This is a genomic window from Viridibacillus sp. NPDC093762 (assembly GCF_050279675.1).
GTDB lineage: Bacteria > Bacillota > Bacilli > Bacillales_A > Planococcaceae > Viridibacillus.
In genome coordinates this window covers 106,770-128,581 of the sequence record NZ_JBNNUK010000002.1, presented here as the reverse complement: position 1 = coordinate 128,581, position 21,812 = coordinate 106,770, and the positions used below count along the sequence as shown (strand labels likewise).

The 21,812-nt window shown below is 34.7% G+C and carries 18 protein-coding genes, 2 pseudogenes and 2 riboswitches; of the genes and pseudogenes, 2 read left to right on the top strand and 18 right to left on the bottom strand.

Going from position 1 to position 21,812, the window contains the following annotated elements:
* Positions 1-350: 350 nt before the first annotated feature.
* From ACQKM9_RS04450 to ACQKM9_RS04400, 11 genes are all read right to left on the bottom strand, one after another.
* A complete protein-coding gene (locus ACQKM9_RS04450) occupies positions 351-1,079 on the bottom strand; it encodes an ECF transporter S component (protein WP_427733032.1) in 729 nt (242 codons plus the stop codon).
* Positions 1,028-2,734: an ABC transporter ATP-binding protein gene (locus ACQKM9_RS04445; protein ID WP_427733030.1), complete on the bottom strand. Its 1,707-nt coding sequence runs from the start codon at positions 2,732-2,734 to the stop codon at positions 1,028-1,030. The genes ACQKM9_RS04450 and ACQKM9_RS04445 overlap by 52 nt, the downstream gene beginning before the upstream one ends.
* Positions 2,707-3,588, bottom strand: coding sequence for an energy-coupling factor transporter transmembrane component T (locus ACQKM9_RS04440; RefSeq protein WP_427733028.1), 882 nt, complete (start codon positions 3,586-3,588; stop codon positions 2,707-2,709). Before ACQKM9_RS04440 ends, ACQKM9_RS04445 begins: the two co-directional genes overlap by 28 nt.
* A 24-nt stretch (positions 3,589-3,612) precedes the next feature.
* Positions 3,613-4,539 carry a DUF4430 domain-containing protein gene (locus ACQKM9_RS04435; protein ID WP_427733026.1) on the bottom strand — a complete coding sequence of 309 codons (927 nt, stop codon included), beginning with the start codon at positions 4,537-4,539 and terminating at the stop codon, positions 3,613-3,615.
* Between the two features lie 74 nt (positions 4,540-4,613).
* The gene (locus ACQKM9_RS04430) at positions 4,614-6,185 is read right to left on the bottom strand and encodes an Ig-like domain-containing protein (protein ID WP_427733024.1); all 1,572 of its coding nucleotides are present in this window, start codon (positions 6,183-6,185) and stop codon (positions 4,614-4,616) included.
* A gap of 185 nt (positions 6,186-6,370) precedes the next feature.
* A riboswitch (cobalamin riboswitch) is annotated at positions 6,371-6,563 on the bottom strand.
* 160 nt (positions 6,564-6,723) lie between these two features.
* Complete coding sequence (locus ACQKM9_RS04425) at positions 6,724-6,882, bottom strand: hypothetical protein (protein ID WP_038181633.1); 159 nt, start codon at positions 6,880-6,882, stop codon at positions 6,724-6,726.
* A 148-nt stretch (positions 6,883-7,030) separates the two neighbouring features.
* On the bottom strand, positions 7,031-8,476 hold the full coding sequence (gene panF / locus ACQKM9_RS04420) for a sodium/pantothenate symporter (RefSeq protein WP_427733388.1): 1,446 nt from the start codon (positions 8,474-8,476) through the stop codon (positions 7,031-7,033).
* Positions 8,476-8,742 (bottom strand): YhdT family protein, encoded by a 267-nt coding sequence (locus tag ACQKM9_RS04415; protein ID WP_427733022.1) that lies wholly within the window; start codon positions 8,740-8,742, stop codon positions 8,476-8,478. The genes panF and ACQKM9_RS04415 overlap by 1 nt, the downstream gene beginning before the upstream one ends.
* Positions 8,743-9,243: 501 nt before the next feature.
* A complete protein-coding gene (locus ACQKM9_RS04410) occupies positions 9,244-10,035 on the bottom strand; it encodes a putative hydro-lyase (protein ID WP_427733020.1) in 792 nt (263 codons plus the stop codon).
* 21 nt (positions 10,036-10,056) lie between these two features.
* Complete coding sequence (locus tag ACQKM9_RS04405) at positions 10,057-11,277, bottom strand: NRAMP family divalent metal transporter (RefSeq protein ID WP_427733018.1); 1,221 nt, start codon at positions 11,275-11,277, stop codon at positions 10,057-10,059.
* Between the two features lie 14 nt (positions 11,278-11,291).
* A complete protein-coding gene (locus ACQKM9_RS04400; protein WP_427733016.1) occupies positions 11,292-12,053 on the bottom strand; it encodes a LamB/YcsF family protein in 762 nt (253 codons plus the stop codon).
* A gap of 210 nt (positions 12,054-12,263) precedes the next feature.
* On the opposite strand from ACQKM9_RS04400, the gene pxpB reads away from it, so the two are divergent.
* The gene (pxpB, locus tag ACQKM9_RS04395) at positions 12,264-12,989 is read left to right on the top strand and encodes a 5-oxoprolinase subunit PxpB (RefSeq protein ID WP_427733015.1); all 726 of its coding nucleotides are present in this window, start codon (positions 12,264-12,266) and stop codon (positions 12,987-12,989) included.
* Positions 12,986-13,981 (top strand): biotin-dependent carboxyltransferase family protein, encoded by a 996-nt coding sequence (locus ACQKM9_RS04390; RefSeq protein WP_427733013.1) that lies wholly within the window; start codon positions 12,986-12,988, stop codon positions 13,979-13,981. Before pxpB ends, ACQKM9_RS04390 begins: the two co-directional genes overlap by 4 nt.
* A 130-nt stretch (positions 13,982-14,111) precedes the next feature.
* On the opposite strand, the pseudogene ACQKM9_RS04385 reads toward ACQKM9_RS04390, so the two are convergent.
* The 7 genes and pseudogenes from ACQKM9_RS04385 to ACQKM9_RS04355 form a co-directional block, all read right to left on the bottom strand.
* Positions 14,112-14,553 (bottom strand): annotated as a pseudogene (locus tag ACQKM9_RS04385) (GNAT family N-acetyltransferase).
* A 43-nt stretch (positions 14,554-14,596) separates the two neighbouring features.
* Entirely contained in the window at positions 14,597-15,334 is a 738-nt protein-coding gene (locus ACQKM9_RS04380) for a cyclase family protein (protein ID WP_427733011.1), read from the bottom strand.
* A gap of 76 nt (positions 15,335-15,410) precedes the next feature.
* Positions 15,411-15,506: riboswitch (SAM riboswitch) on the bottom strand.
* 141 nt (positions 15,507-15,647) lie between these two features.
* Positions 15,648-15,752, bottom strand: a pseudogene (locus ACQKM9_RS04375) (VOC family protein); the annotation flags it as partial.
* Between the two features lie 99 nt (positions 15,753-15,851).
* Positions 15,852-17,576 (bottom strand): putative bifunctional diguanylate cyclase/phosphodiesterase, encoded by a 1,725-nt coding sequence (locus ACQKM9_RS04370; RefSeq protein WP_427733009.1) that lies wholly within the window; start codon positions 17,574-17,576, stop codon positions 15,852-15,854.
* Between the two features lie 536 nt (positions 17,577-18,112).
* Entirely contained in the window at positions 18,113-18,658 is a 546-nt protein-coding gene (locus ACQKM9_RS04365) for a GNAT family N-acetyltransferase (RefSeq protein WP_427733007.1), read from the bottom strand.
* 133 nt (positions 18,659-18,791) lie between these two features.
* Complete coding sequence (locus ACQKM9_RS04360; RefSeq protein WP_427733005.1) at positions 18,792-19,724, bottom strand: tyrosine recombinase XerC; 933 nt, start codon at positions 19,722-19,724, stop codon at positions 18,792-18,794.
* A 1,040-nt stretch (positions 19,725-20,764) separates the two neighbouring features.
* On the bottom strand, positions 20,765-21,742 hold the full coding sequence (locus ACQKM9_RS04355; protein WP_427733003.1) for an MBL fold metallo-hydrolase: 978 nt from the start codon (positions 21,740-21,742) through the stop codon (positions 20,765-20,767).
* Positions 21,743-21,812: the final 70 nt, after the last annotated feature.

The window sequence follows — 21,812 nt, the reverse complement described above, 5'->3', positions numbered from 1 at the left end:
ACAAAAATCCAATGTAGATAAAATTTGATTCTGAATCTACTTGACCAAAGAAGCAAATTGATAGTTACACTGATTAAAGGTATGAAAAAAAGTTGAAAATAGGTAATCGCATAATTATCTATCAACATCAAAGCATATAAATATTGAGCTAGACAAATGATTAATAAGTTTGTTAAAGCTACTAAAAAAACCGCTGAGTGTTTATTTGTATCCAATGTGTAACCCCTCCTTACTGGAACAAACGCAATTTTAACAGAATTCCAACAATGTTTATATTATCCTTTTTTAAGTAAAAAAGAACTGTTTTAAAAGTCTAGATTAACGACTTTCAAAACAGTTCTTTTTCTTTTCTAGCTATTCAACATTCCATATTTCACTTTTATTCGTTCTAATTTTTCACCAATTGGTTTGGCTAAAACGAGTAAAAAAACGACATTTGATACTACATAGACAATCGTAAACGGAATAGCTGTTGACATAGCGATTAAATACCTTTTCCAAGAAAACAGCCCATCATAAGAAATGACAGTCCAAATATCCATACAGAAGGAATACATTATTCCTGCAAAAACGCCATAAATAATGAGTGCTACTTTGCTTTTCATCCAACCTTTTTGTCCTAATAGACCAGCGATAAAACCAAGGATTCCCCATGTAAACATTTGAAATGGCGTCCATGGACCTTGTCCGAAAAAGATGTTCGATGCTATGGCAGAGGTCGCTCCTGTAAGAAAGCCTGCTTCCGCTCCGAAAGCAAATCCAGTAATGGCTGTAATGGCAGTCACTGGCTTGAAAGCTGGAATCCAAATAAATGCTGCTCGGCCTGCAACGGAAATAGCCGACATAACAGCTATCGTTAAAATTTCTCGTGCTTGTGGTTTTCTTCTTTCAAATGAAACAAAGAATGGCACACAGGCTAATAAAACGATTATCATAGATATAAGATTGTATTTACGATCATTCAAGATAGTCACTCCAATAAGCATGACGATTGGAATAACTACAAAAATGATGATACTGGAGAAAATTAGACGTTTACGGGAGTAGTTGTCTGCTCGAGCTGTTGATTGTGCTTGCATAACGAAATCACGTCCTCACTTGTCACTGCAAAATCATATAAATGACGCGACATTCGGTGCGCTGCAGTTGTATAAAAATTATTTCCACTGTAAAACAGTTTTGGTTCATCCTCGGAAACGATATTGCCATCAAAGAACATTGCACAACGGTCAGAATACTGCGCTGAAAACTCAATATCATGTGTAACCATCACAACGGCCACACGACGCTTTTTAAGCGCTTGTAGTACTTCGGCGAATATTTCCTTAGAATATGCATCAATGCCCTTTGTAGGCTCGTCTAGAAGGATAATTTTAGGGTTTAGTAACAAGACTTTGGCTAAAGCAACTTTTTGTTGTTCTCCTCCGCTCAAATCATATGGATGACTGTCTAATAAATGTCCGATATTAAGTGTTGTGATAATTTCATTTAACTGTACATTGGCTGCCTCTTTTGAGATGCCTAAAACGTCTATTATGCTATCGAATTCAAGTTGTACTTTCTTTTCAACGAGTAGAGTTAATGGATCCTGTGGTAAAACAGCTAAATTATTTCGATACAATTCGCCATTTGAAAACTTTTTAATGGATTTACCATTTATGAAGACTTTTCCTCGATATGGTTTATATAAACCTGACATTACACCTAGTGCAGTTGTTTTCCCTGTACCGTTTCCCCCTAAAATACTAACAATCTCTCCAGCCCGTACTTGCATGGAGAAACCTCTTAATACATCTTGAGTATTCTTTTCATAACGGAACCATGCTTCTTTAACTTCCAAGACAATGTCATCAGTTGGAATGTCTGAACTCAATTTACTTTCTAAAGCTCGAAATTCATTGTTAAAGTGCTTTGTTAGCCAATTCCGGCCATCTCGTATGGTTAGCGGTACAACGTCATTGATTTGCAATGCATTATTAATACGCACTGGTGTTGGTAAGCCTAGCATCATTGGATGAGAGGCATCGAATGCTTTTAATTGTTGTGCAACATTTTGCGGTGAATCATTACAAATAATACGACCTTTCTCCATGACCACAACGCGATCTGCTATAGGAAAAACCTCTTCTAAGCGATGTTCTACAAGAATAATTGTTAATCCAAGTTCTTTATTTAACTTTTGCAATGTTCCGATGAATTCCGTAGCTGCAATTGGATCAAGCTGAGATGTCGGTTCATCTAAAATCAATAATTTGGGTTGCATTGCCATAATTGCTGCAAGATTTAACAGTTGCTTTTGACCACCTGATAACTCCATTGTACTTTTCCTAAACCACTGCTGAATACCGAAGAAATTTGCCATTTCAGCCACTCTACGTCGAATTGTCATCGTATCTAGCCCTAAATTTTCAAGACCAAAAGACAACTCATGCCACACTTTATCAGTAACAATTTGATTTTCTGGATTTTGCATAACAAAACCGATTTCAGAAGCTGCCACGCGATCAGGTAAATCGGCCAATACCGTGCCCGCATAAAGAATAGTTCCTGATTTTTCACCATGAGGAGCTATCTCTCTTTTTAAATGTTTTAATAACGTACTTTTACCGCAGCCAGATGTACCACAAAGAACAGCAAATTCACCTTCTTCAATTGTTAAATTGATATTATCTAATACTCGCTCTTGTTTTTCTGGATATTGGAAATTTACATGTTGTATTTCAATGAGCGCCATTTAATTGCCTCCCGAATTTCAATCACAATAGGTATTACTAGTAAACTAGCATAAGAAATATAAAGTCCTATGCTAATTGGAGTTAAAGCTAATTCAGTAAACGTTGGATAAAAATAATACGTCGTCACACCAAAGTAACTGCCAAGAATATTCGTTAAAAGAAGTGTTAATATGATTCCGAGCAAAAATCCATCTCTTTTTTCGAAAACGAATAATGAAAATGTGGAACGGTTCTTCAAGCCATAACCACGTGCTTTCATCGAATCAGCCGTCTCAATTGCATTTTCTAGTGCCCAAGTTATAAGAATGGAGATGATGCGAATCCCGCTTTTTACTCTTTGCCATGGGTTGCCGGCTGAAATATCCATGCCAATTGTTTTTTGTGCATGTGAAATAATCGTAATTTGATGTTTAAAACGCGGGACAAGACGTAATGTTAATGAAATGACCAGCGCTAGTGCAGGTGATATCTTACCGAATAAATAAAGAAATTTATCTGATGTCATTACAACGTTATAACAACCAAACCAAAAAATGACTGAACAGATCATAATCGACATCGCAAATCCATAAACAATAGCCTCTAATGTTATAGTATTATAATCTATGTAAAATAGAATGATTTCTCCGTCATGACTAATAAGTGGATTAATAATTGCAGCGATAAAAAACATCGGCACGAAAAATTTTAAGCCGCTAATAAATGATTTTCTATTAAGTAACAGACTTAATGTAATTGCTCCAATACATGTAATAAGTAAATAAACTGGATGCATATAGAACATGGAAAGTCCGATGACAGATGCAAAATATGCAAAGAGAACAATAGGGTGATACGTTTCAAATGCTTTCATGATGCTTATTACTCCTTTTAATAATTATCTACCTATATCACGGCCTAGATCGACTGTATACTGAAACTGAATATTGTCACCATTTTTAACGGTAACTGCACTCACACCATAATTAGGGGTCTGCCCGTTTACAGAGTACATCCAACCACTTAATTCCCCTGCGTCGAATTCATAAAGGTGATTAATCCCTTCGATATAGACAGAGCCATATTGATTGTCGCCCGCTCCTTCATATTCCAGATGAATACCATGTTCTTTTGTAGCTCGTTTAATAATAGACCAAACCGTTTCGTCTTCGTTTAAGATCTCATATTTCGTAGACTTTAAAATCACACCATTTTTCGGTACGTATTTTTCACTTTGTAATGCAGGTTTTAACATATCCCAATGCGTTAGCAAAGTTGCAGCACTAATCGAAATAGTCACATATTCTTTCTTCTTTTCATCTTCTTTATTAGGCTTACTTGGCTTTTGAGCTACGTTATTGTTTTCGGGTTTTTTATCTTTTTCAGGCTTCTGATCTTTTGTTGGTGTTTTATCTTTAGTTGGTGCTGGACTTTTATCTTGCTTTTCATTATTTGAACTAGTCGAAGTATCTTTACTAGGTGTTTTCGAAGTTGATGTTGAATCAGTTTTAGGTGTGCTTGTTGGTTGCTCTTTTTTTGGCGTTACCTCTTCTTCATTTTTTGGTTCCTTTTGCTTTGTTTCGGTCTTTTCCTCTTCTTCGTTATTTGGCTTTATAGCATCTATTGTTGAATCTTTTTCTTTTTCTTCCTTTGCTGATTCTTCACCTTTATCACCTTTAACGATTACCTTAGTCTCACTTGCTTCATCAACACTTTGTTCTTGCTCAGTTTGGTTATTATATTCTTCAACTGATTGAATCTTACAGCCAGTGATAATGATCAATGAGAGAATCATCATTAGCCATAATGGTATTAATTTTTTCATAAATCGCACCTCTTCTTATAGATGGGAATAGGGTGCTGGAGATAAACTCCAACACCCTTCCTATTTCTTTCAAATTATTTCGTTTTAACTACTACTTTTGTTGCATTACTTTTGTTACCGGCTTCATCTTTGGCATAAACTGTTAATTTAGTATTAGCCTTTTGATTTTTAATTATAACAGTAAATTGCCCCTTACTATTTACAGTTCCTTTACCGATAGACGTTTTACCTTTTAATACATACACTTTTGCACCTTTTTCAGCTGTCCCAGTCACTTTACTAGTTGAAATAGTTACTTTTTTAACTGACGGTGCTTTAGGAGCCGTTCTATCAGCTACTTTTAATGTGTATGCTTTGCTTTTATTTTTAGATGCATCTGTCACATAAATTTTCAATGTTGAATTAGCTTTTTGCTTTTTGATTGTTAAAGAGTATGTGCCTTTTGTAGATGCAGTAGTTGATGCTAGTAGCTTAGAGCCGTTATAAATCGTAACTTTCGCTCCTGCTTCAGCTTTGCCTTTAACAATTGTTGTTTGATCACTAACTTTATTAGCTGTTGCTACTTCAGGTGCTGTAATGTCAAATTTAAGTGACTCCGCAGCATCAGACATATCATAAATACGGTTTTTGCCGTTTACATAGCGGTCATATGAAGCAAGTGCACGTAAACCTTGATCTGATGACATTAAGTTTGGAATTTTAAGTGACAAACCGCTCTTTAATCCACCTGTAGCACTATCTACAAAACTTACTAGGTTAGAAACAGCCCAGCTACCATTACCTTTGATGAAACGTGGGTCCGTTTTTGGATTTGTTTGATTAGACGTTAAATTGATGATGAATTGAGATACTGTTTCAGGACTGTCACCTTTTGCCCATTCTGAGTAGAATCCACCTTGTTCACCTAGTTCTTTGCCTAAATAATCATTTGCTTTTTCAACAGCTGCTTTTACCTTCGCATCTTTTGTGTAAGGCGCTAAAGCAGTAGCCGTCATTGATGTTGAATCTTTATCAGATCCATAATCTAGAGCCCACGCAAATGATCCATCTTCAAATTGATCTTTTACTAAATCATTTACTAATTTAGTTCTTGTAATCTCCGCATATTTCGGTTCCGTTGATAAATCATAATTTTTTGTATCAATAGCATTTAAGAAATGAAATTTATTCCCATTAGTTAATTTTTTTGCTTCCTCTGTAGTCAAATATGTATCATACATAGACTTAACTAAATCATATCCCCCAACATTACGCGGATCTTTGTTGATGGCTGTTAATGCAATAATGACTTTTGAATATTTACCAACGTCTTTAGAGATTTTGCCATCCTTACTTTTAACCTCTTTGACTAGATTATTGTAATAAGTTTCATAGTATTTAGAAGGAACTGGTACGCTAGCACGAGCGAAATCAGTTACGTAGTCTTCATCACCAAATGATGGATTCGGCACTTGTTGTAGTAAAAATGCCGCTGTTGAATTTAGAACGTTTTTATAACTGACATCTTTCGCTGGAACTTGAACAGTCGCTGACGTATTTTCTGCAGCTTTTACTGTCGACAATTGACCTGGTAGTTGTGAAAATGCTAATAAACTTGCCATTCCGATAGGTGCTACCCATTTTCTTACCCATTTACTTGTGTACATGTTGAAATCCCCCATATCTTTATTGTTAATTACTTGTAGTTTTTCTTTAAAAGGAAGAACATATATATAAGGGCAAAAAAAATCCCTTTACACAATGTAAAGAGAATTTGGACGGCGAAATGCCAGAAAAATGTACAATGATATACAAAAAGGCCTTCGATGCTCCAAATCTCCCCCTCGAAGATTGAAACTACATTATAAAAGCAGGTCTCCTGGCTTGTGTATCTATTTACTCTTGTTCCTTCCCAGCGCATTATACATGCACCAGTGGTTTGCAACAATTTCATCCACACTTACAGTAGCGGGGCTGCATCGGATTTACACCGATTTCCCTTTTAGCTTATGATGAACATAAGCACTCTTATAAGAAATATTTATTTGTCTATTAATCTAAATTATTTCATAAAAGTTTTAGAATGTAAATTAATATTTTTTATTGTATTAAAATTCGGACTTTTTCGTATCAAAACAATAAAAACATAACAAAACCCTACCTGTTTTTAGCAACGGGTAGGGTTTTTATAAAATTACTATGGCATCAGACTTCGTAATCATCGCTTCCCTTCGTATGTTGATTGAATGCGTTTAACTGCTCTACGGTTAAGTTTCTCACGTAAAGATAAAAATTCATCGACTCCATACCATAATTTTCACAAGCTAGACAATACGTTTCATAACCTTCTCTATACATTTCCATGTAAACCCTCCTGTTATATAACAATTTTTTTATTTTTTATTATTGTATAACAGTTAGAGTTATCTGTCAATTAGATAAACAAAAATTATTAACCGGTTTTTACATATAAAAACACCAAACTTTAAAACTAAAAGTTTGGTGTTTCTTATTAAATAATCGATTTTCCAGTCTTAACTTTGTCCTTCGTAACAAGACTTACTACAACAAATGCTACTAAAGATAAGATTATCGGCAACGTAACAGTATGCATACCTAATACACTTGGCATTATTTGATCAATGTAGATATAAGATGAAATCCCGATAATCATCGATGCAATCGCACCGTATTTGTTTCCTGTTTTCCAGTAGAGACCAAATACAACCGGCCATAAGAATACGGATTCCAATCCACCGAAAGCAAATAAGTTCAGCCAAATAAGTAAATCTGGTGGACGTAGAGCTACTAGAACCACTGCTATCCCAATAACTGTAGTCACATAGAAACTTGCTTTTTTAATCTGTGCATCTGATGCAGTTGGTTTTATATAGTTTAAGTAAATATCTTTTACTACAGTTGAACTTACTAAGATAAGTAAAGCGTTAACCGTAGACATGATTGCTGCCATTGGTGCAGCTAGCACAATTCCTGCTAAGTATGGAGGTAACACTTTTAGCGTCAGTAAAGGCATCACTTTATCACCAATTTCTATGCCTGGTAATACCGGACGTGCTAGTACACCAATTAAATGCATGCCAAACATAATTGTAGCAAGTGCAATTGTGCCAATGATAATGGCTGTATGCATGCCTTTTGAGTTTTTATATGACATTGCACGAACGGCAATTTGAGGTAAGCCAATAACACCTATCCCAATTAAAATCCAAAATGTCGATACGTATAATGGCGTTAAACTACGATCTGCCCCATAAGGTGATACAAGATTCGGATTTTCAGCGACTAAATCACTCATTATATTCGATATTCCTCCACCAGCAATAACCGTTGCGACAAGTAAAATGATTGTCCCAATGACCATCACAGAACCTTGCACTGCATCTGTTAATGCTACTGCACGGAAACCACCAATAATCACGTAAATTAATACAGCACCTGCAAAGATAAACAATGCAGTAGAATAGTTTAAGCCTGTTAATGACTCTATTAATCGCGCCCCGCCAATCCACTGAGCTGCCATGGATGCAAATAAGAATAAAATAATACTAACTGCTGATACAATGACAACCGTTTTACTTTGATATCGTTCACTTAAAAAATCAATTAGAGTGATTGCTTGATACTTACGTGCAATAATTGCAAATTTTTTACCAAGTATCATTAGAACGAAATAACCTGCTGGTAACTGCGCCATCGCCAAAAGAACCCAACCGAGTCCTGTATTATAGGCAACACCTGGACCACCTATAAAACTCCCAGCGCTACCGTATGTCGCCATCATTGTCATAGCAAGTAAGAAACCACCCATTTCACGTCCGCCAAGGAAATATTCTTGCAAAAACGAATTTGATTGCATGACTTGGCGATTCGCCCATATCCCAATCCCAAAAATAAGTACTAAAAAAACAACTAAAGGAATAATCACTTGCCAATGTATCATTTCTGTTCACCCTCCTCATCGTCAAATGGTACATCTGTGAAGAGGAATTTAATGACGAAAACTATAAGGATGACCATGAAAATAGTTCCTGCAATACAGCTATAGAAAAACCACTCTGGAAAACCAAGTACATATGTATAAGATGACGGATCTCCTGAGCCCATGCCATAAGCAAAGCCAAACCAAATACTAAAATTGATGATTACAAGTATCACCCCAATGATGGCCTCACGATGCGCAATTTTAAATCGCTTATCATTCATATTACAATCTCCTTTATGACGAATCACTACATATTAAAAATAAGTTACTTTTATAATAATACGTTCTCAATTAAAAAATTGAAAGTATAGAATTTAGTTTACATAATAATATTATGTAAACTAATAGAAAATACAAATTTATGTATATACATATTTAATCTACAAAAGTGCTAATAAAAACTATAATAGTTTGATTCCTAAGTATCTACGAGTAGCCTATTTACTCATATAGGTTGAGAGATATTAGGAGGAATAGCTATAAAAACAACATACTGGAAACTACAAGACGTCATTCAACATTATCTAGAACAAGTTAGAAGTGGCATCTGGCATCCTATTCGGCGCTGAGAAAGCTAATATCATGTATAAGTAGTTCATTACTTTAGCTCTGAAGCTGAATTAATATTGGACTAAGCTAACAAATTTGGCACAGTAAAATAAGTAAAAGGTATATAAAAAGCGCCTCTAAGTTAGTTTTTTAACTTAGAGGCGCTTTATTACTTAAAGTATGCTTAATTTATCATCTTTTAAATCACTAATGAACATACAGCCGGGTCCGTGAGTGATCATAATAGATGGTTTACTTTCCATCGCTACTGCTTGAGGCGTAACGCCACAAGCCCAAAATACCGGAACTTCGTCTTCTTTAATCGTTACAGCATCTCCAAAATCAGGAGTATTTACATCTGTAATCCCAATTTGGCTTGGATCGCCAATATGAACCGGTGCACCATGAACATCTGGAAAACGAGAAGTAATTTGTACAGCTCGGATTGCGTCAGCATGTTTCATAGGACGCATACTAACAACCATTGGACCTTCAAAAATACCTGCTTTTTCGCATGGAATATTCGTTTTATACATAGGTACATTACAATCTTCTTCAATATGTCTTACTGGAATTCCACTTGCAAGAAGTGGCGTTTCAAAAGTAAAACTACACCCTAATAGGAAACATACCATATCATCTTCCCAATAATCTGTAACATCGGTTACTTCTTCAGTGAAAACACCATCACGATATATTCGATATCTCGGTATATCTTTGCGAATATCTGCACCAGCAGCAATAGAGTTAGGTGTATATGACCCAATATCGGTCACATCCACTAATGGACAAGATTTTGGATTGCGTTGACAGAACAATAAGAAATCATACGCATATTCTTTCTTTAAAATAACCAAGTTTGCTTGTGTATAGCCTTTAGCCATTCCCGCTGTTGGTCCAGTCAATTCACCATTACGAATTAATTCTCGAATAGCAGTTGGGGCCATTGTATCAAATTGTGTCATCATAATTCCCCACTTTCTTAACTAGCTAAATAGTTTAGGTAATTCGATAATAAGTGTACGAACGCTAAGTACAGCCATAACTACTACAACAAAAATACCTGGAATCGTTAACCACATCGGATGTTTATAATTACCAACAATCTCTTTTTTATATGCTGCGATTAATAACGTTCCAAGTGCTAGAGGTAAAATTATTGCATTGATTGCCCCTACTAAAACAAGAATTTTAACAGGTTTACCAACGAATGCAAATGTGATAGTTGATACAACGATAAAGACAATAATTACCCAGTTATGATATTTATCAATCATTGGGTGGAAAGAACGAATAAATGATACTGATGTATATGCAGCACCTACTACAGAAGTAATCGCAGCAGCCCACATAATAACACCAAACATACGATAACCGATTTCACCTGCAGCTAATTTAAATACAGAAGCAGGTGGGTTAGCAGGGTCAATTGTCAAACCTTGATGTACTACACCTAATACCGCTAAGAATAGTGCTACACGCATAATACCAGTAGCAGCAATTCCTGTTACAGAACTTTTCGTTACATCAGGTAAAGATTCTACCCCTTTAACTCCTGCATCTAGTAAGCGGTGACCACCGGCGAAAACAATATATCCACCAACTGTTCCCCCAACTAAAGTTACGATTGAAAGAATATCAATTTTTTCTGGTGTAAATGTATTAGCTAATGCATCACCAACTGGTGGTGATGTTGTAAAAGCAACATACATCATTAGTAAAATCATGATAAAGCCAGCTGCTTGTGCAACCTTATCCATCGCTTTACCTGCTTCTTTTACAAGGAAAATGAAAATTGCAAAAACTGCACTAATAACTGCGCCCATAATCGGATCCAAGCCGAGCATAGCATTTAAACCTAGACCAGCTCCTGCAACGTTCCCGATATTAAACGCTAGTCCACCAATAACAATCATGATGGCTAATACAAGACCTAAACCAGGAAGTACTTTGTTGGCAATTTCTTGACCACGCATACCTGATACTGCGATGATACGCCATACATTTATTTGAGCGAAGACATCTAAAATAAGTGAAACTAAAATAACAAAGGCAAAACTAGCCCCTAATTGTTGTGTAAAGACCGTCGTTTGTGTTAAAAATCCTGGTCCAATCGATGATGTTGCCATAAGGAAGGCAGCTCCTAATAAGACGCTACGCCCTACTTTCTTTCTGTCTTGCCCTTGATTTAAGCTAACTTTTGTCATATGAAAACCCCTTTTTATACGTGAAATGCTTGAACGTTGATGTTATTTTTCTCCAATGTGTTTCGAATATATTTTGCAAATGCAAGAGCATGTACTCCATCCCCATGGATACAAACAGTGTCTGCTCGCAATAATACTTTCGTTTGTTGTTGAGACTCAATATAACCTTCTTTGACCATTGTTACGACTTGATTTACAGACTGTTCCTCGTCTGTTACTAAAGCATTGGATTGTGTACGTGAAGTAAGTGAACCATCCGCTTGATATGTACGGTCAGAAAATACTTCATGAGCTGTTTGAAGACCAAGTTTTTCTCCTGCCTTCGTTAACTCACTTCCAGCTAATCCGAATAATACTAGCTCAGGTGAGACATCATAGACAGCTTGGGCAATAGCCTTAGATAATGCCTGATCTTTAGCAGCCATATTATATAATGCTCCGTGAGGTTTTACGTGCTGCATTTTCTCTCCACATGTAGATAAAAACCCTTGTAGTGCACCAATTTGATATACGACCATGTCATAGCCTTCTTGAGGAGTAATTTGCATTGGGCGTCGTCCAAATCCATTTAAATCAGGCAAACCAGGATGGGCACCAATTTTGACACCTTTAGCAATAGCCATTTTAACTGTTTCCCTCATCACTGTTGGGTCACCTGCATGGAAACCACATGCTACATTAGCTGAAGTAATATAATTTAAAATTTCTTCTTGTTCCCCTAGTTTGTAATGACCAAAACTTTCTCCTAAATCGCAATTCAAGTCTACATGAAACATTTTCTCAGCCCCTTACTAATTCAAAGTGGATTTAATGTCAGTTTTTCTGACACAAAACTTATATTATCACTAAATCATTATTCTGAAAACATTTATTTTTGAACTTTCTCACTATAATGAATTATCAATTGTAAATAACTTACTTGTCATTTACCATTATTTATCTATATGATTATATTGTTTAAAATGCAAAATGAGGGGTTGTACATTATGGGAGAAGAATTTAAACATGTTAAATTTAAACCTTTGGGTGATTCAGCAGTAATGGTTCAGATTGGAAATACAATCGATCCGTCAAACTGTACAATTTTACAAAATTTAGCTTCATTGCTTGAAGAACAGCCATTTGAAGGGTTTATAGAAGCCGTTCCAGCATATACAAATATTACAATCTACTACAATCCTTATACTATTTTTAAGGTTAATGGAAAGGTAACATCATATAGCTTTGTATGTCAGTATGTGCAACAACTGATTACCCAAATGACAACAGTTAAACAACACACGCAAAGAGTGGTTGAAATACCCGTTGTTTATGGTGGTGAATATGGACCAGACTTAGAATATGTGGCCGAAATTAATGGATTAACGACTGATGAAGTCATTCAATTACATAGTGCGAATGAGTGTCTTGTTTATATGCTTGGTTTTGCACCTGGTTTCGCTTTTATGGGAGGCATGAATGAAGCTATAGCAACACCTCGAAAAGAAACACCTAGACTTGCCATACCTGCACTTTCGGTTGGGATTGCAGGCAAACAAACAGGAATTTACCCATTTGAAACACCTGGTGGCTGGCAAATCATTGGTCGTACGCCACTCGATTTATTTTTACCAAATGAAACGCCACCTTCCCTGTTGCAAGCAGGTGATTGTATTCGCTTTAAACCAATATCCGTAAAAGAATACAAACAATTGAAGGAGACGAGATCATGACAGTTACAGTCATTAAACCAGGTTTATTAACTACCATTCAAGATCTAGGAAGATTCGGGTCACAAAAATATGGAGTCATCGTTAGTGGTGCAATGGATGCTTATTCATTAAGAATTGCGAATATTCTTGTAGGGAACTTAGAAAGTGAAGCCGTACTTGAGGTTTCATTATTTGGGACTGTATTACAATTTAATGATGACCACCTTATTGCACTTACAGGTGGAGATCTAACAGCAACGATTAATAATGAACTCGTACCACTTTGGCGTCCATTTATTGTGAAAAAAGGAGACGTATTAAAGTTTAAAAAAGCCCATACAGGTTGTCGTGCTTATGTAAGCTTTGCTGGCGGTATACAAGTTCCTACTGTAATGAATAGTAAAAGTACTTATTTAAAGGCGGGAATGGGCGGATTTGAAGGTAGAGCATTACAAAAACAGGATGAAGTAAATATCGGACCTTATACTAAAAAAAATAAAGAAATACATCAATATGCAATACAACTAATAGGTCCTGCTTCGTGGTCTGTAAATCACAACGAATTAATCTCATTAAATCAACAGCAAACAATTCGTGTGATACCTGGTACAGAGTGGGATTGTTTTACCACTGAAAGTCAGCATTGTTTAACAAACAACCCTTACACACTTTCTACAGAGGCTGATCGAATGGGGTACCGCTTTGAAGGACCAACGTTATCATTGACAGAGAAATTCGAATTGTTATCAGAGGCTGTGACGTTTGGAACAGTTCAAATCCCACCAAATGGTAAACCGATCATTTTAATGGCCGATCGCCAAACAACTGGGGGTTATCCGAAAATGGTTCAAGTCATCACAGCTGATCTAGCTAGTCTTGCACAGTTACAAACAGGTGCTAAAATCCGATTCGAGCTCGTAACATTAGAAGAAGCTCAACAAGCATTAATAGCGAAAGAACAAAAAATTAAAACCATTGCTACTGCTATTCGCTGTTCTGCAAAGCTTTCTTAACATGTAAGAAGTATTGTCCAACTAAAATATAGTAGAACAAACAGAAAGAGCATGTTTTGAATAATCTACATTTCAAAACATGCTCTTATCGTTTTATATATTTTTGTAAATAAAATAATAATTAATATACTTATAACTCTAATTTCATAAAAGCGCTATTCGGATCGTCAATGTAATTAGAAAATGGCTTACAATATTGAAAACCATTTTTCTAATTCAGCTAGCAGGTACAAAAGCCACCATTGAACCTGTTTCTAAACTTAGACGCTTATAACCGCGGTACATTGCCTCTTCAATGATATGATCAAGGATACGCCTTTCCGTAAATATTATGAAGAAGTACGCATGGATTTTATTTCACCATGGTGTGCATCCAATTCTATTAGTGCTCCGCAACCTTCTAATGTACCTGCTTCCCATGCACTCCAGAAAGTAATCTCTATTTTTATCAATTCCTCGATATTTAACGCATGTATACTTTCTGGTGGAGAATTTAGTGCCATACCTTGAAGATGCTCCTCCAAAAACACCTTAACTGCGTCACCTGATAAATCATCAATTCTAATAACCAAAGAGTTCACCTCTCAGTTCCTATTATTCATTTGCTATGAGTAATTAAGGTAGGATGGCAAATGAGCGAACTGGGAAACCTGAAGCCTTTTCAGGTTTAGGTACGATGTTAAAGATGACAGCCCCTTTTGCGGGTAGCTGGTCTAAATTTGTTAGCAACTCTACTTGATATGTATCTTGTTCCAATACATATAGTTCACCTAGTAATGCATTGTTTTGACGGTATAAAATGCTAGAGTCCGTATCAAATGTTTCATGTCCTACTGCTTTAATATGACGCTCTTCAAACAAGAATTTTAGTGCATCTACCGACCATCCTGGTGCATGCGGATTTCCCTCAGCATCAAAGTTATTAAATGCTTCTACATCAGGCCAACGTTTACTCCAATCTGTACGAAGTGCAACAAATGTACCTGCCTCAATTTCACCGTGTTCTACCTCAAAATTCAAAATATCTTCAACTGAAATCGTGAAATCATGATTCTCTGTTGCATCTTTTGAATGATCTATTACAACGAGCGGCAGTGCAAGCTCTTTTAACTCTAATTCTTCTAAATAACGAGCATCACGAACAAAGTGAATAGGTGCATCTAAATGTGTTCCATATTGTCCAGCAAACGAAAAATTCTGAGCAAAAAAGCCATCATCATGTGAAAATAGAGTTGTTTTTTCCAACCCTTTAAATGCGTTGAAACGTGGTGTTTCTACTCCAAAGGTATGTGTTAAATCGATCCATTTCTTTTCTTTTAACGTTTGTAGTGCATTGATTAATTCTGTTGACATATCCATCACCTCATCATTTTTTGAACAAAAAAACCTCTTCTTGATAAGAAGAGGTTGACGATACGTCCATGCACTCTTCTTATCTTCAAGCATACGCTTCTGGAATTAGCACGGTACATCGTCCGTTGCTGAGATTTCACAGGGCCAGTCCCTCCACCTCTCTGGATAAGAAAAAAGTTATTTTGTTGATTCTTAATTTACAACTTTAGAAATCTATTGTCAATAAAAAATTTAGAAAATTCTTTATAATGTATGATTTTAATAATTTATTATGATAGCTTTTCATTCTACAAAAATTGCGTAAGAGGCGATTCTAAGCTTTTTTGATACCAAATGCTATCCACCTACCATCAATATCTTCAATCACAAATTCTTTATTGTTGTAGTCTGTATTACTTAATGAGCGAACTATTTTCACACCTTAAAAATCCATTTTGAATAAAAATCATACAAAAAGGTCACCTCAGTGTATAGGGCGACCTTTTTGTATAGCTTTCTCAGTATATAAGGCATTTCCCTAGATTCTAGATAAATACAATTCATGTAATTTTGCGGAAAATTCATCTGTCGGTAATGGCTTACTAAAGTAATATCCTTGTGCAAAGTCACATAGGTTTTCACGGACGATATACAATTCATCTTCCGTCTCTACCCCTTCGGCAACCACTTGCATACTCAATGCATGCGCTAATTTGATAATAGCGGTCACCATTGCGACATTACTGAGCCCTGTTTTTAAACCATGGATGAACGATTGATCAATCTTCAATACATCAATTGGAAACTGCTTTAAGTAGCTGAGTGAGGAATAACCTGTTCCAAAGTCATCAATCGCGATGATTACTCCCAGAGCTTTTAGTTGATTAAACGTTGCAATCAATTCCTCTGTTTGATGCATTAAGCTCATTTCGGTAATTTCTAACTCTAAATTTTTAGCGGGTAAACCTGTATCCTGTAATACTGCACGTAAATTGTTCACAAAATTCCTTTCTTTCAAATGAATAGGCGAAATATTAACTGAAATACGAATATCCAACCCATATTCATCAAGCCACTTCTTCATTTGTTTACAAGCCCTTTTCAATGTCCATTCACCAATAGAACTAATCAATCCGCACTCTTCTGCAAAAGGGATAAACTTAGCTGGAGAGATAAAGCCGTAATCCTTATCATACCAACGAATTAAACCTTCCATTCCGATTAATTGATTGGTTTTTAAATCGATTTTCGGTTGATAATACAGTTCAATTTCATCTTGCTTTATAGCATGACGAAGTTTTGTTTCTAGCAGCAGGAATTGATTATGAGTACTATTCATCGTATTTTCATATTGTATGTAATTGCTAGCTCTATTCTTTTTTGCTTCAAGCAAGGCGACATTTGCACATTTTATTAAGTCCTCTGGTGTATTTGCATCAGCTAGACTTGAGCTTATGCCGATACTAATAGAAGAATAGAATTCAAACTGTTCAATCAAAAAACTATCTTCAAAATTGGCCATTATTTGATGTGCCTTCCAAATGGCATGTTCATTATTCTTCATGATGATGGCAAATTTATCACCACTATAGCGAAATAGTGACTTTTCATCTATTCCTAATCTTTTCAAGCGAGTCGCTACTTCGATTAGAAATAAATCACCTGTTAAATTACCTAATCCATCATTAATGCTTTTAAAACGGTCAATATCCATCATTAAGAGTGACAATGAAAAGCCTTCTTTTTGTGCGTTTTTGAACAGGTCTGCTAAACATATATTCAACATACGACGGTTATATAAACCCGTCAATTCGTCATGATAAGCAAAGATTTTTAGTTTTTTGATATTTTTTTGTTCTGTTACATCTGTCCGAATTGACACATATTGGTAAGGTTTTCCTTTATCATTCAAAAAAGGTATGATCGTTGTTTGCACCCAATATAAACTACCATCTTTTGCACGATTACAAATATCACCACGCCATATTTTCCCGCTACCAATTGTACGCCATAATTCTTTAACAAAAGCTTTAGGATGATGACCAGAGTTCAACAAACGGTGATCTTGCCCAATTAACTCATCTTTACTGTATTTTGAAATGGTACAAAAATGATTATTTACAAATGTAATGATACCTCTATTATCTGTTATAGCAACAATAATAGATTGGTCTAATGCATGCTGAATATCTATTAATTGTTGGACTGAATACGCATCATTAAGTTGGCTAAGATCCGTCGCTTGACTATAACCTTGATCCATATAACCTCACCCCTAATCAATTTCGGCATTATTCGTGCAATTTCTCTCATGTACCTATTTTATCACAACCAATATAAGGCTATTATTCAAATAAAAACAAAAGGTAAAAAGACCTAAATCGAAAAAAATATGAATTAATAAAAGCAAAAGTGAATGGTATCTATTATCAAATTTTTACACCTTTCATATAGTATTTATAGTAGTTGTGACATGTTTTTTCTACAATATATAGGTTTTTAGCTGTAAAATAATTCAAAAACAGCATTCGTAAAATGCAATAAGCTGAAAAATTCAGCTAGTTTGATTGTTTAGAATAGATAAATGAAAAAGAAATTTACTGAGTTACTATTATTCATGTGGTTTTTAAAATATTTTTAAAATCACTATCTCATTTAAGCTTAAATTATATAAAATTAAATTCACTAGGTAATAGTAACTATTAGTAATTCACCTAATTTTTACAGGCATGTTGAGTTTAGTTTACATAATAATATTATGTAAACTAATAAAAAAAAGACCATTCAAGATGGTCTCAACTACTTAATTTTCCAATCTTCTTGAAGAATGCTATAAACGGCATGATCTACAAAATGATCGTATAACCACTCTGATTGACGACTAAAACCTTCTAAAGTCATTCCTAATCTCTCAGGAATCGCTCTACTTCTCATATTTTCAATAGCAGCACGCACTTCTATACGATTTAGCTTCAAATCCCGAAAGGCATGATCCATTAACTTATTTACTGATTTGCTCATAATACCTAAGCCTTCATAGTCCTTTGATAACCAATACCCGATACTTGTAGACTTGTTTTGCCAATTAATATGGTGAAAACCAATAACTCCAACTATGTTACCCTCAAATACGATGGCAGTTTGGAAGCCATCATTAGAACTAAATTGCTTCATAGATGACCGAATAAATTGTAATGTATCTCCTACATCTTCATTTGAATCTATAAAGGGCAACCACTCTCTTAAACTCTCTTTTGATCCCATCATAACTGTAAATAACTCTTGTGCATCATGCTCTTGTAATAACTTCAGTTGCAATTTCTCATCAATCTCTACAGAAAACATATGAAACCTCCTAGTCGTTATGTATTAATAAGGAATTATAGTATCAATAAAGTACTATGTAAATAGATATAAACTAAAAAAATCCGCTAGCTCAGAATAAGCGCGGATTTGTATGCGAAATACATTGTTATTATTAAATTAATTGATTAAATGGGTTATTTTCAATCACTTGTTGGATTTCTTTATCTTCTACATGAGTATAAATCTGCGTTGTAGAAACGCTAGAGTGCCCTAAAATCTGCTGTAAACTACGAATATCTGCCCCACTTTTATACATCATTGTTGCAGATGTATGTCGTAATTTATGCGGTGTTAGCTTTGTTTTATTTAATCCTGATTGCTCGTTAATTTCTTTTACTATTTTAGCAACACGTTGCCTTGTTAAGCGTGTTCCTTTCTGTGATAGAAATAAAGACTCGTTCTTATCTGCGTCTTTAATACCATAGCGTTCTTTCTTTAAATAGCGTGAAAGAGCATTCTGACAAGCTTCATTTATGAAAACAGTTCTTTCCTTATCACCTTTACCTGTAACTGTTAAATAGTTACCTTGTATAGAGGTTAAATTCAGTTTACATAGCTCTGTTACACGTATTCCTAGGTTTAAAAAGAAGGTAATCATACAATAATTACGATAGTAATGTGTAGATTCCTTTATGCCATCTATGAAAATTCTTGCCTCTTCCATCGTCATATAAATAGGTTGTCTCTTCCCTATTTTAGGAGATTCTAACTCACTAGCAGGGTTATCTTCTATTAAATGTCGTTTTGATTTCAAATAATTGAAGAAGGATTTTAATGTAGCACCTTTTCTTGCTCTTGCATGAGCGCTATTTCGTCTTTGCTCCTCACAATACTCTAAAAACAAGTACATGTCTTCTAATGATATTTCTCGGATAAAATCTATCGTTATGTCTGATATATCTATTTGATCTACTAACTTTATATCCATATCTTGTTGTACAGCTTTTAAGAATCTAAAAAATAATAATAAATCATATTCATATTCTTCACGGGTTCTTTTTGACTTCCCTTTAATTGCTGTTAAATAAACTAGAAAGTCTCTCATTATTTTTGGGTATGTAGTTTGCAAAATTCGTCACCTCTTATACTACTATTTTAGCACAAATAAGGTTCCCAAATGTGTATTTGGGAACCTTTTATTGAAAAAACATTTTCCATCAAAACTCTCCTTATAAAACCGCTTATTATCTCCTAAAAATTAGGTTGCTTCAATTTCACTCTCAGACGATTCGAGAATGCTATATACGCATCATTACACGTCTCGAATCGTTTTTGTTTTTCGTGCCCTCCCTATTTTAACAATAAATTGAATATGAAAAACTACGTTATATTAGTTAATAATTGTTAATATTGGATTAATAATATGCAACTTTTACAATTAATATCCAATTTCAAATAGATCAAACAACAGCTGAGTACATATTATTCAAAAAATTCTTACTTAAAACCGAAGCAAAAGATAATTAGGTTATAAATAACTTTAATTACAATATATAGTCATTATGTATTAATAAAGTATATTTTAATTAAATATATATTTTTGGTTAAAAGTAATTAAGTTGAAAGGAAATTAGAAAAGTATAATTATAAACCTAAATTTACAATTTATTTAAATTTTGTAGAAGAACTATGATTAATGAATGAGGTAGAAGAAGCTACGGTGGTTTTAAAAACTTTAGCCAAAGATCAAAAGTTCAAATACTTTATAAAGAAAAAACACAATTGAATATAATAATATAAAAAAATAAACAAATAACTAGTGAAAGACTTGAAGCGATAGAGGGACTAATTTCAATCTATAATAAGTTGTCTAAAATGATTGATTTATATGGATATTCAAATATTATAGGAAAGTTTGAAAATTCCGGATTTTAGTTGGTGAATGTGAAGGAGGAATTTTAAAAAGTAGTTATGAATGGAGGACAAAACGTTTAGCAAACCATAAAGGTGTTTTAAACGATATATACTATCATTCAAAATGAGGGAGGGAAGATTGAATGAGGCTTACAAGGGAAATGAGGGACTAATAACTAAACAAAACCCACACCAACCACTCATAACTCATAGTTGGTGTGGTTTTTGTTATTACAGTGCTTTATAGTACCATATGCCATTTTGCAATGATTTTTTTAAGAGTCCTTCTACTTCTAAATAGTCTAAATAGCCAATGACTTCTGACATGACGAGGGAAAACTCTGTATTGTATTTATGCCGATATAATTCTTGAGCTATTTCTTTTGGAAGGTGCGTCCCTTCTTTAATAACGGAATATAAACGATTCGCTTTATGTTGCATTTTATCTAGCTTTTGCGAAATGACATGTTGATGGTCTTCAATAATTTCTTGATGTCCAGCAAAAAGGTATTCAACATCTAACTGCTTTAGCCTTTTTAAAGATTCCTTATGTTGTCTCACGGTATGTAGACGGTTCCCTTTTAAATCTGGATCTACAATTGCATTTGAAGAAGTCGTTTTTAATACAACATCCCCTGCTAATAGCCATTGCCTTTCCTCGTCATAAAAACTTATAGAATCAACAGAATGCCCGGGAGTTTCTAATACTTTCATTCCTAAGATGCTATCCCCCTCCCCTAATGGACGAATGATTGTTTGTAGAGTGTTTTCATTTACATGTTCAATTGTCTGTTGCAATTTTTCAAGGCGTGGCTGTGCTTCTTCTATGCAACCCATAGATATGTATAGTTCCGTAAAGAAATTCTTTCTCATTACGAGAAATTCTTGTTCTACCATTAGACGAGGAATGGCTTCATGATGTGCATATACGGGGATATCTTTTTTCTGTAGAATCCAATTGACTAGACCAACATGATCTTCATGATGATGTGTCAATAGAATACGAGATAAATCGCTTATTTGATAACCATTAGCTGCTAATGTAGTAATGAGTGCATCTTTGTATTTCTCTGTATGAATCCCTGCATCTATTAAAGATAATGTATCTCCGTCATTTAATATGTAACTATTAATAGTGCCTACATTACCATAACTTGTAGGCACTATGATTGGATAAACTGAACGAGACTTTTTCTTAATACTTATCAAATCTATCACTTCCTATCTCGAATTATTTACTATACGGTTTATAGTATAGAACTTTCATACTTTTGGAAAC

Bases quoted from the DNA above. Each gene is read 5' to 3' on its own strand.
- ACQKM9_RS04390 (WP_427733013.1), top strand. From the start codon at position 12,986: ATGACAGTTACAGTCATTAAACCAGGTTTATTAACTACCATTCAAGAT.
- ACQKM9_RS04360 (WP_427733005.1), bottom strand. From the start codon at position 19,724: ATGAGAGACTTTCTAGTTTATTTAACAGCAATTAAAGGGAAGTCAAAA.
- ACQKM9_RS04430 (WP_427733024.1), bottom strand. From the start codon at position 6,185: ATGTACACAAGTAAATGGGTAAGAAAATGGGTAGCACCTATCGGAATG.
- ACQKM9_RS04425 (WP_038181633.1), bottom strand. From the start codon at position 6,882: ATGGAAATGTATAGAGAAGGTTATGAAACGTATTGTCTAGCTTGTGAA.
- ACQKM9_RS04440 (WP_427733028.1), bottom strand. From the start codon at position 3,588: ATGAAAGCATTTGAAACGTATCACCCTATTGTTCTCTTTGCATATTTT.
- ACQKM9_RS04365 (WP_427733007.1), bottom strand. From the start codon at position 18,658: ATGTTTTCTGTAGAGATTGATGAGAAATTGCAACTGAAGTTATTACAA.
- ACQKM9_RS04415 (WP_427733022.1), bottom strand. From the start codon at position 8,742: ATGAATGATAAGCGATTTAAAATTGCGCATCGTGAGGCCATCATTGGG.
- ACQKM9_RS04450 (WP_427733032.1), bottom strand. From the start codon at position 1,079: ATGCAAGCACAATCAACAGCTCGAGCAGACAACTACTCCCGTAAACGT.
- ACQKM9_RS04435 (WP_427733026.1), bottom strand. From the start codon at position 4,539: ATGAAAAAATTAATACCATTATGGCTAATGATGATTCTCTCATTGATC.
- ACQKM9_RS04400 (WP_427733016.1), bottom strand. From the start codon at position 12,053: ATGTTTCATGTAGACTTGAATTGCGATTTAGGAGAAAGTTTTGGTCAT.
- ACQKM9_RS04405 (WP_427733018.1), bottom strand. From the start codon at position 11,277: ATGACAAAAGTTAGCTTAAATCAAGGGCAAGACAGAAAGAAAGTAGGG.
- ACQKM9_RS04445 (WP_427733030.1), bottom strand. From the start codon at position 2,734: ATGGCGCTCATTGAAATACAACATGTAAATTTCCAATATCCAGAAAAA.
- ACQKM9_RS04410 (WP_427733020.1), bottom strand. From the start codon at position 10,035: ATGACACAATTTGATACAATGGCCCCAACTGCTATTCGAGAATTAATT.
- pxpB (WP_427733015.1), top strand. From the start codon at position 12,264: ATGGGAGAAGAATTTAAACATGTTAAATTTAAACCTTTGGGTGATTCA.
- ACQKM9_RS04370 (WP_427733009.1), bottom strand. From the start codon at position 17,576: ATGGATCAAGGTTATAGTCAAGCGACGGATCTTAGCCAACTTAATGAT.
- ACQKM9_RS04380 (WP_427733011.1), bottom strand. From the start codon at position 15,334: ATGTCAACAGAATTAATCAATGCACTACAAACGTTAAAAGAAAAGAAA.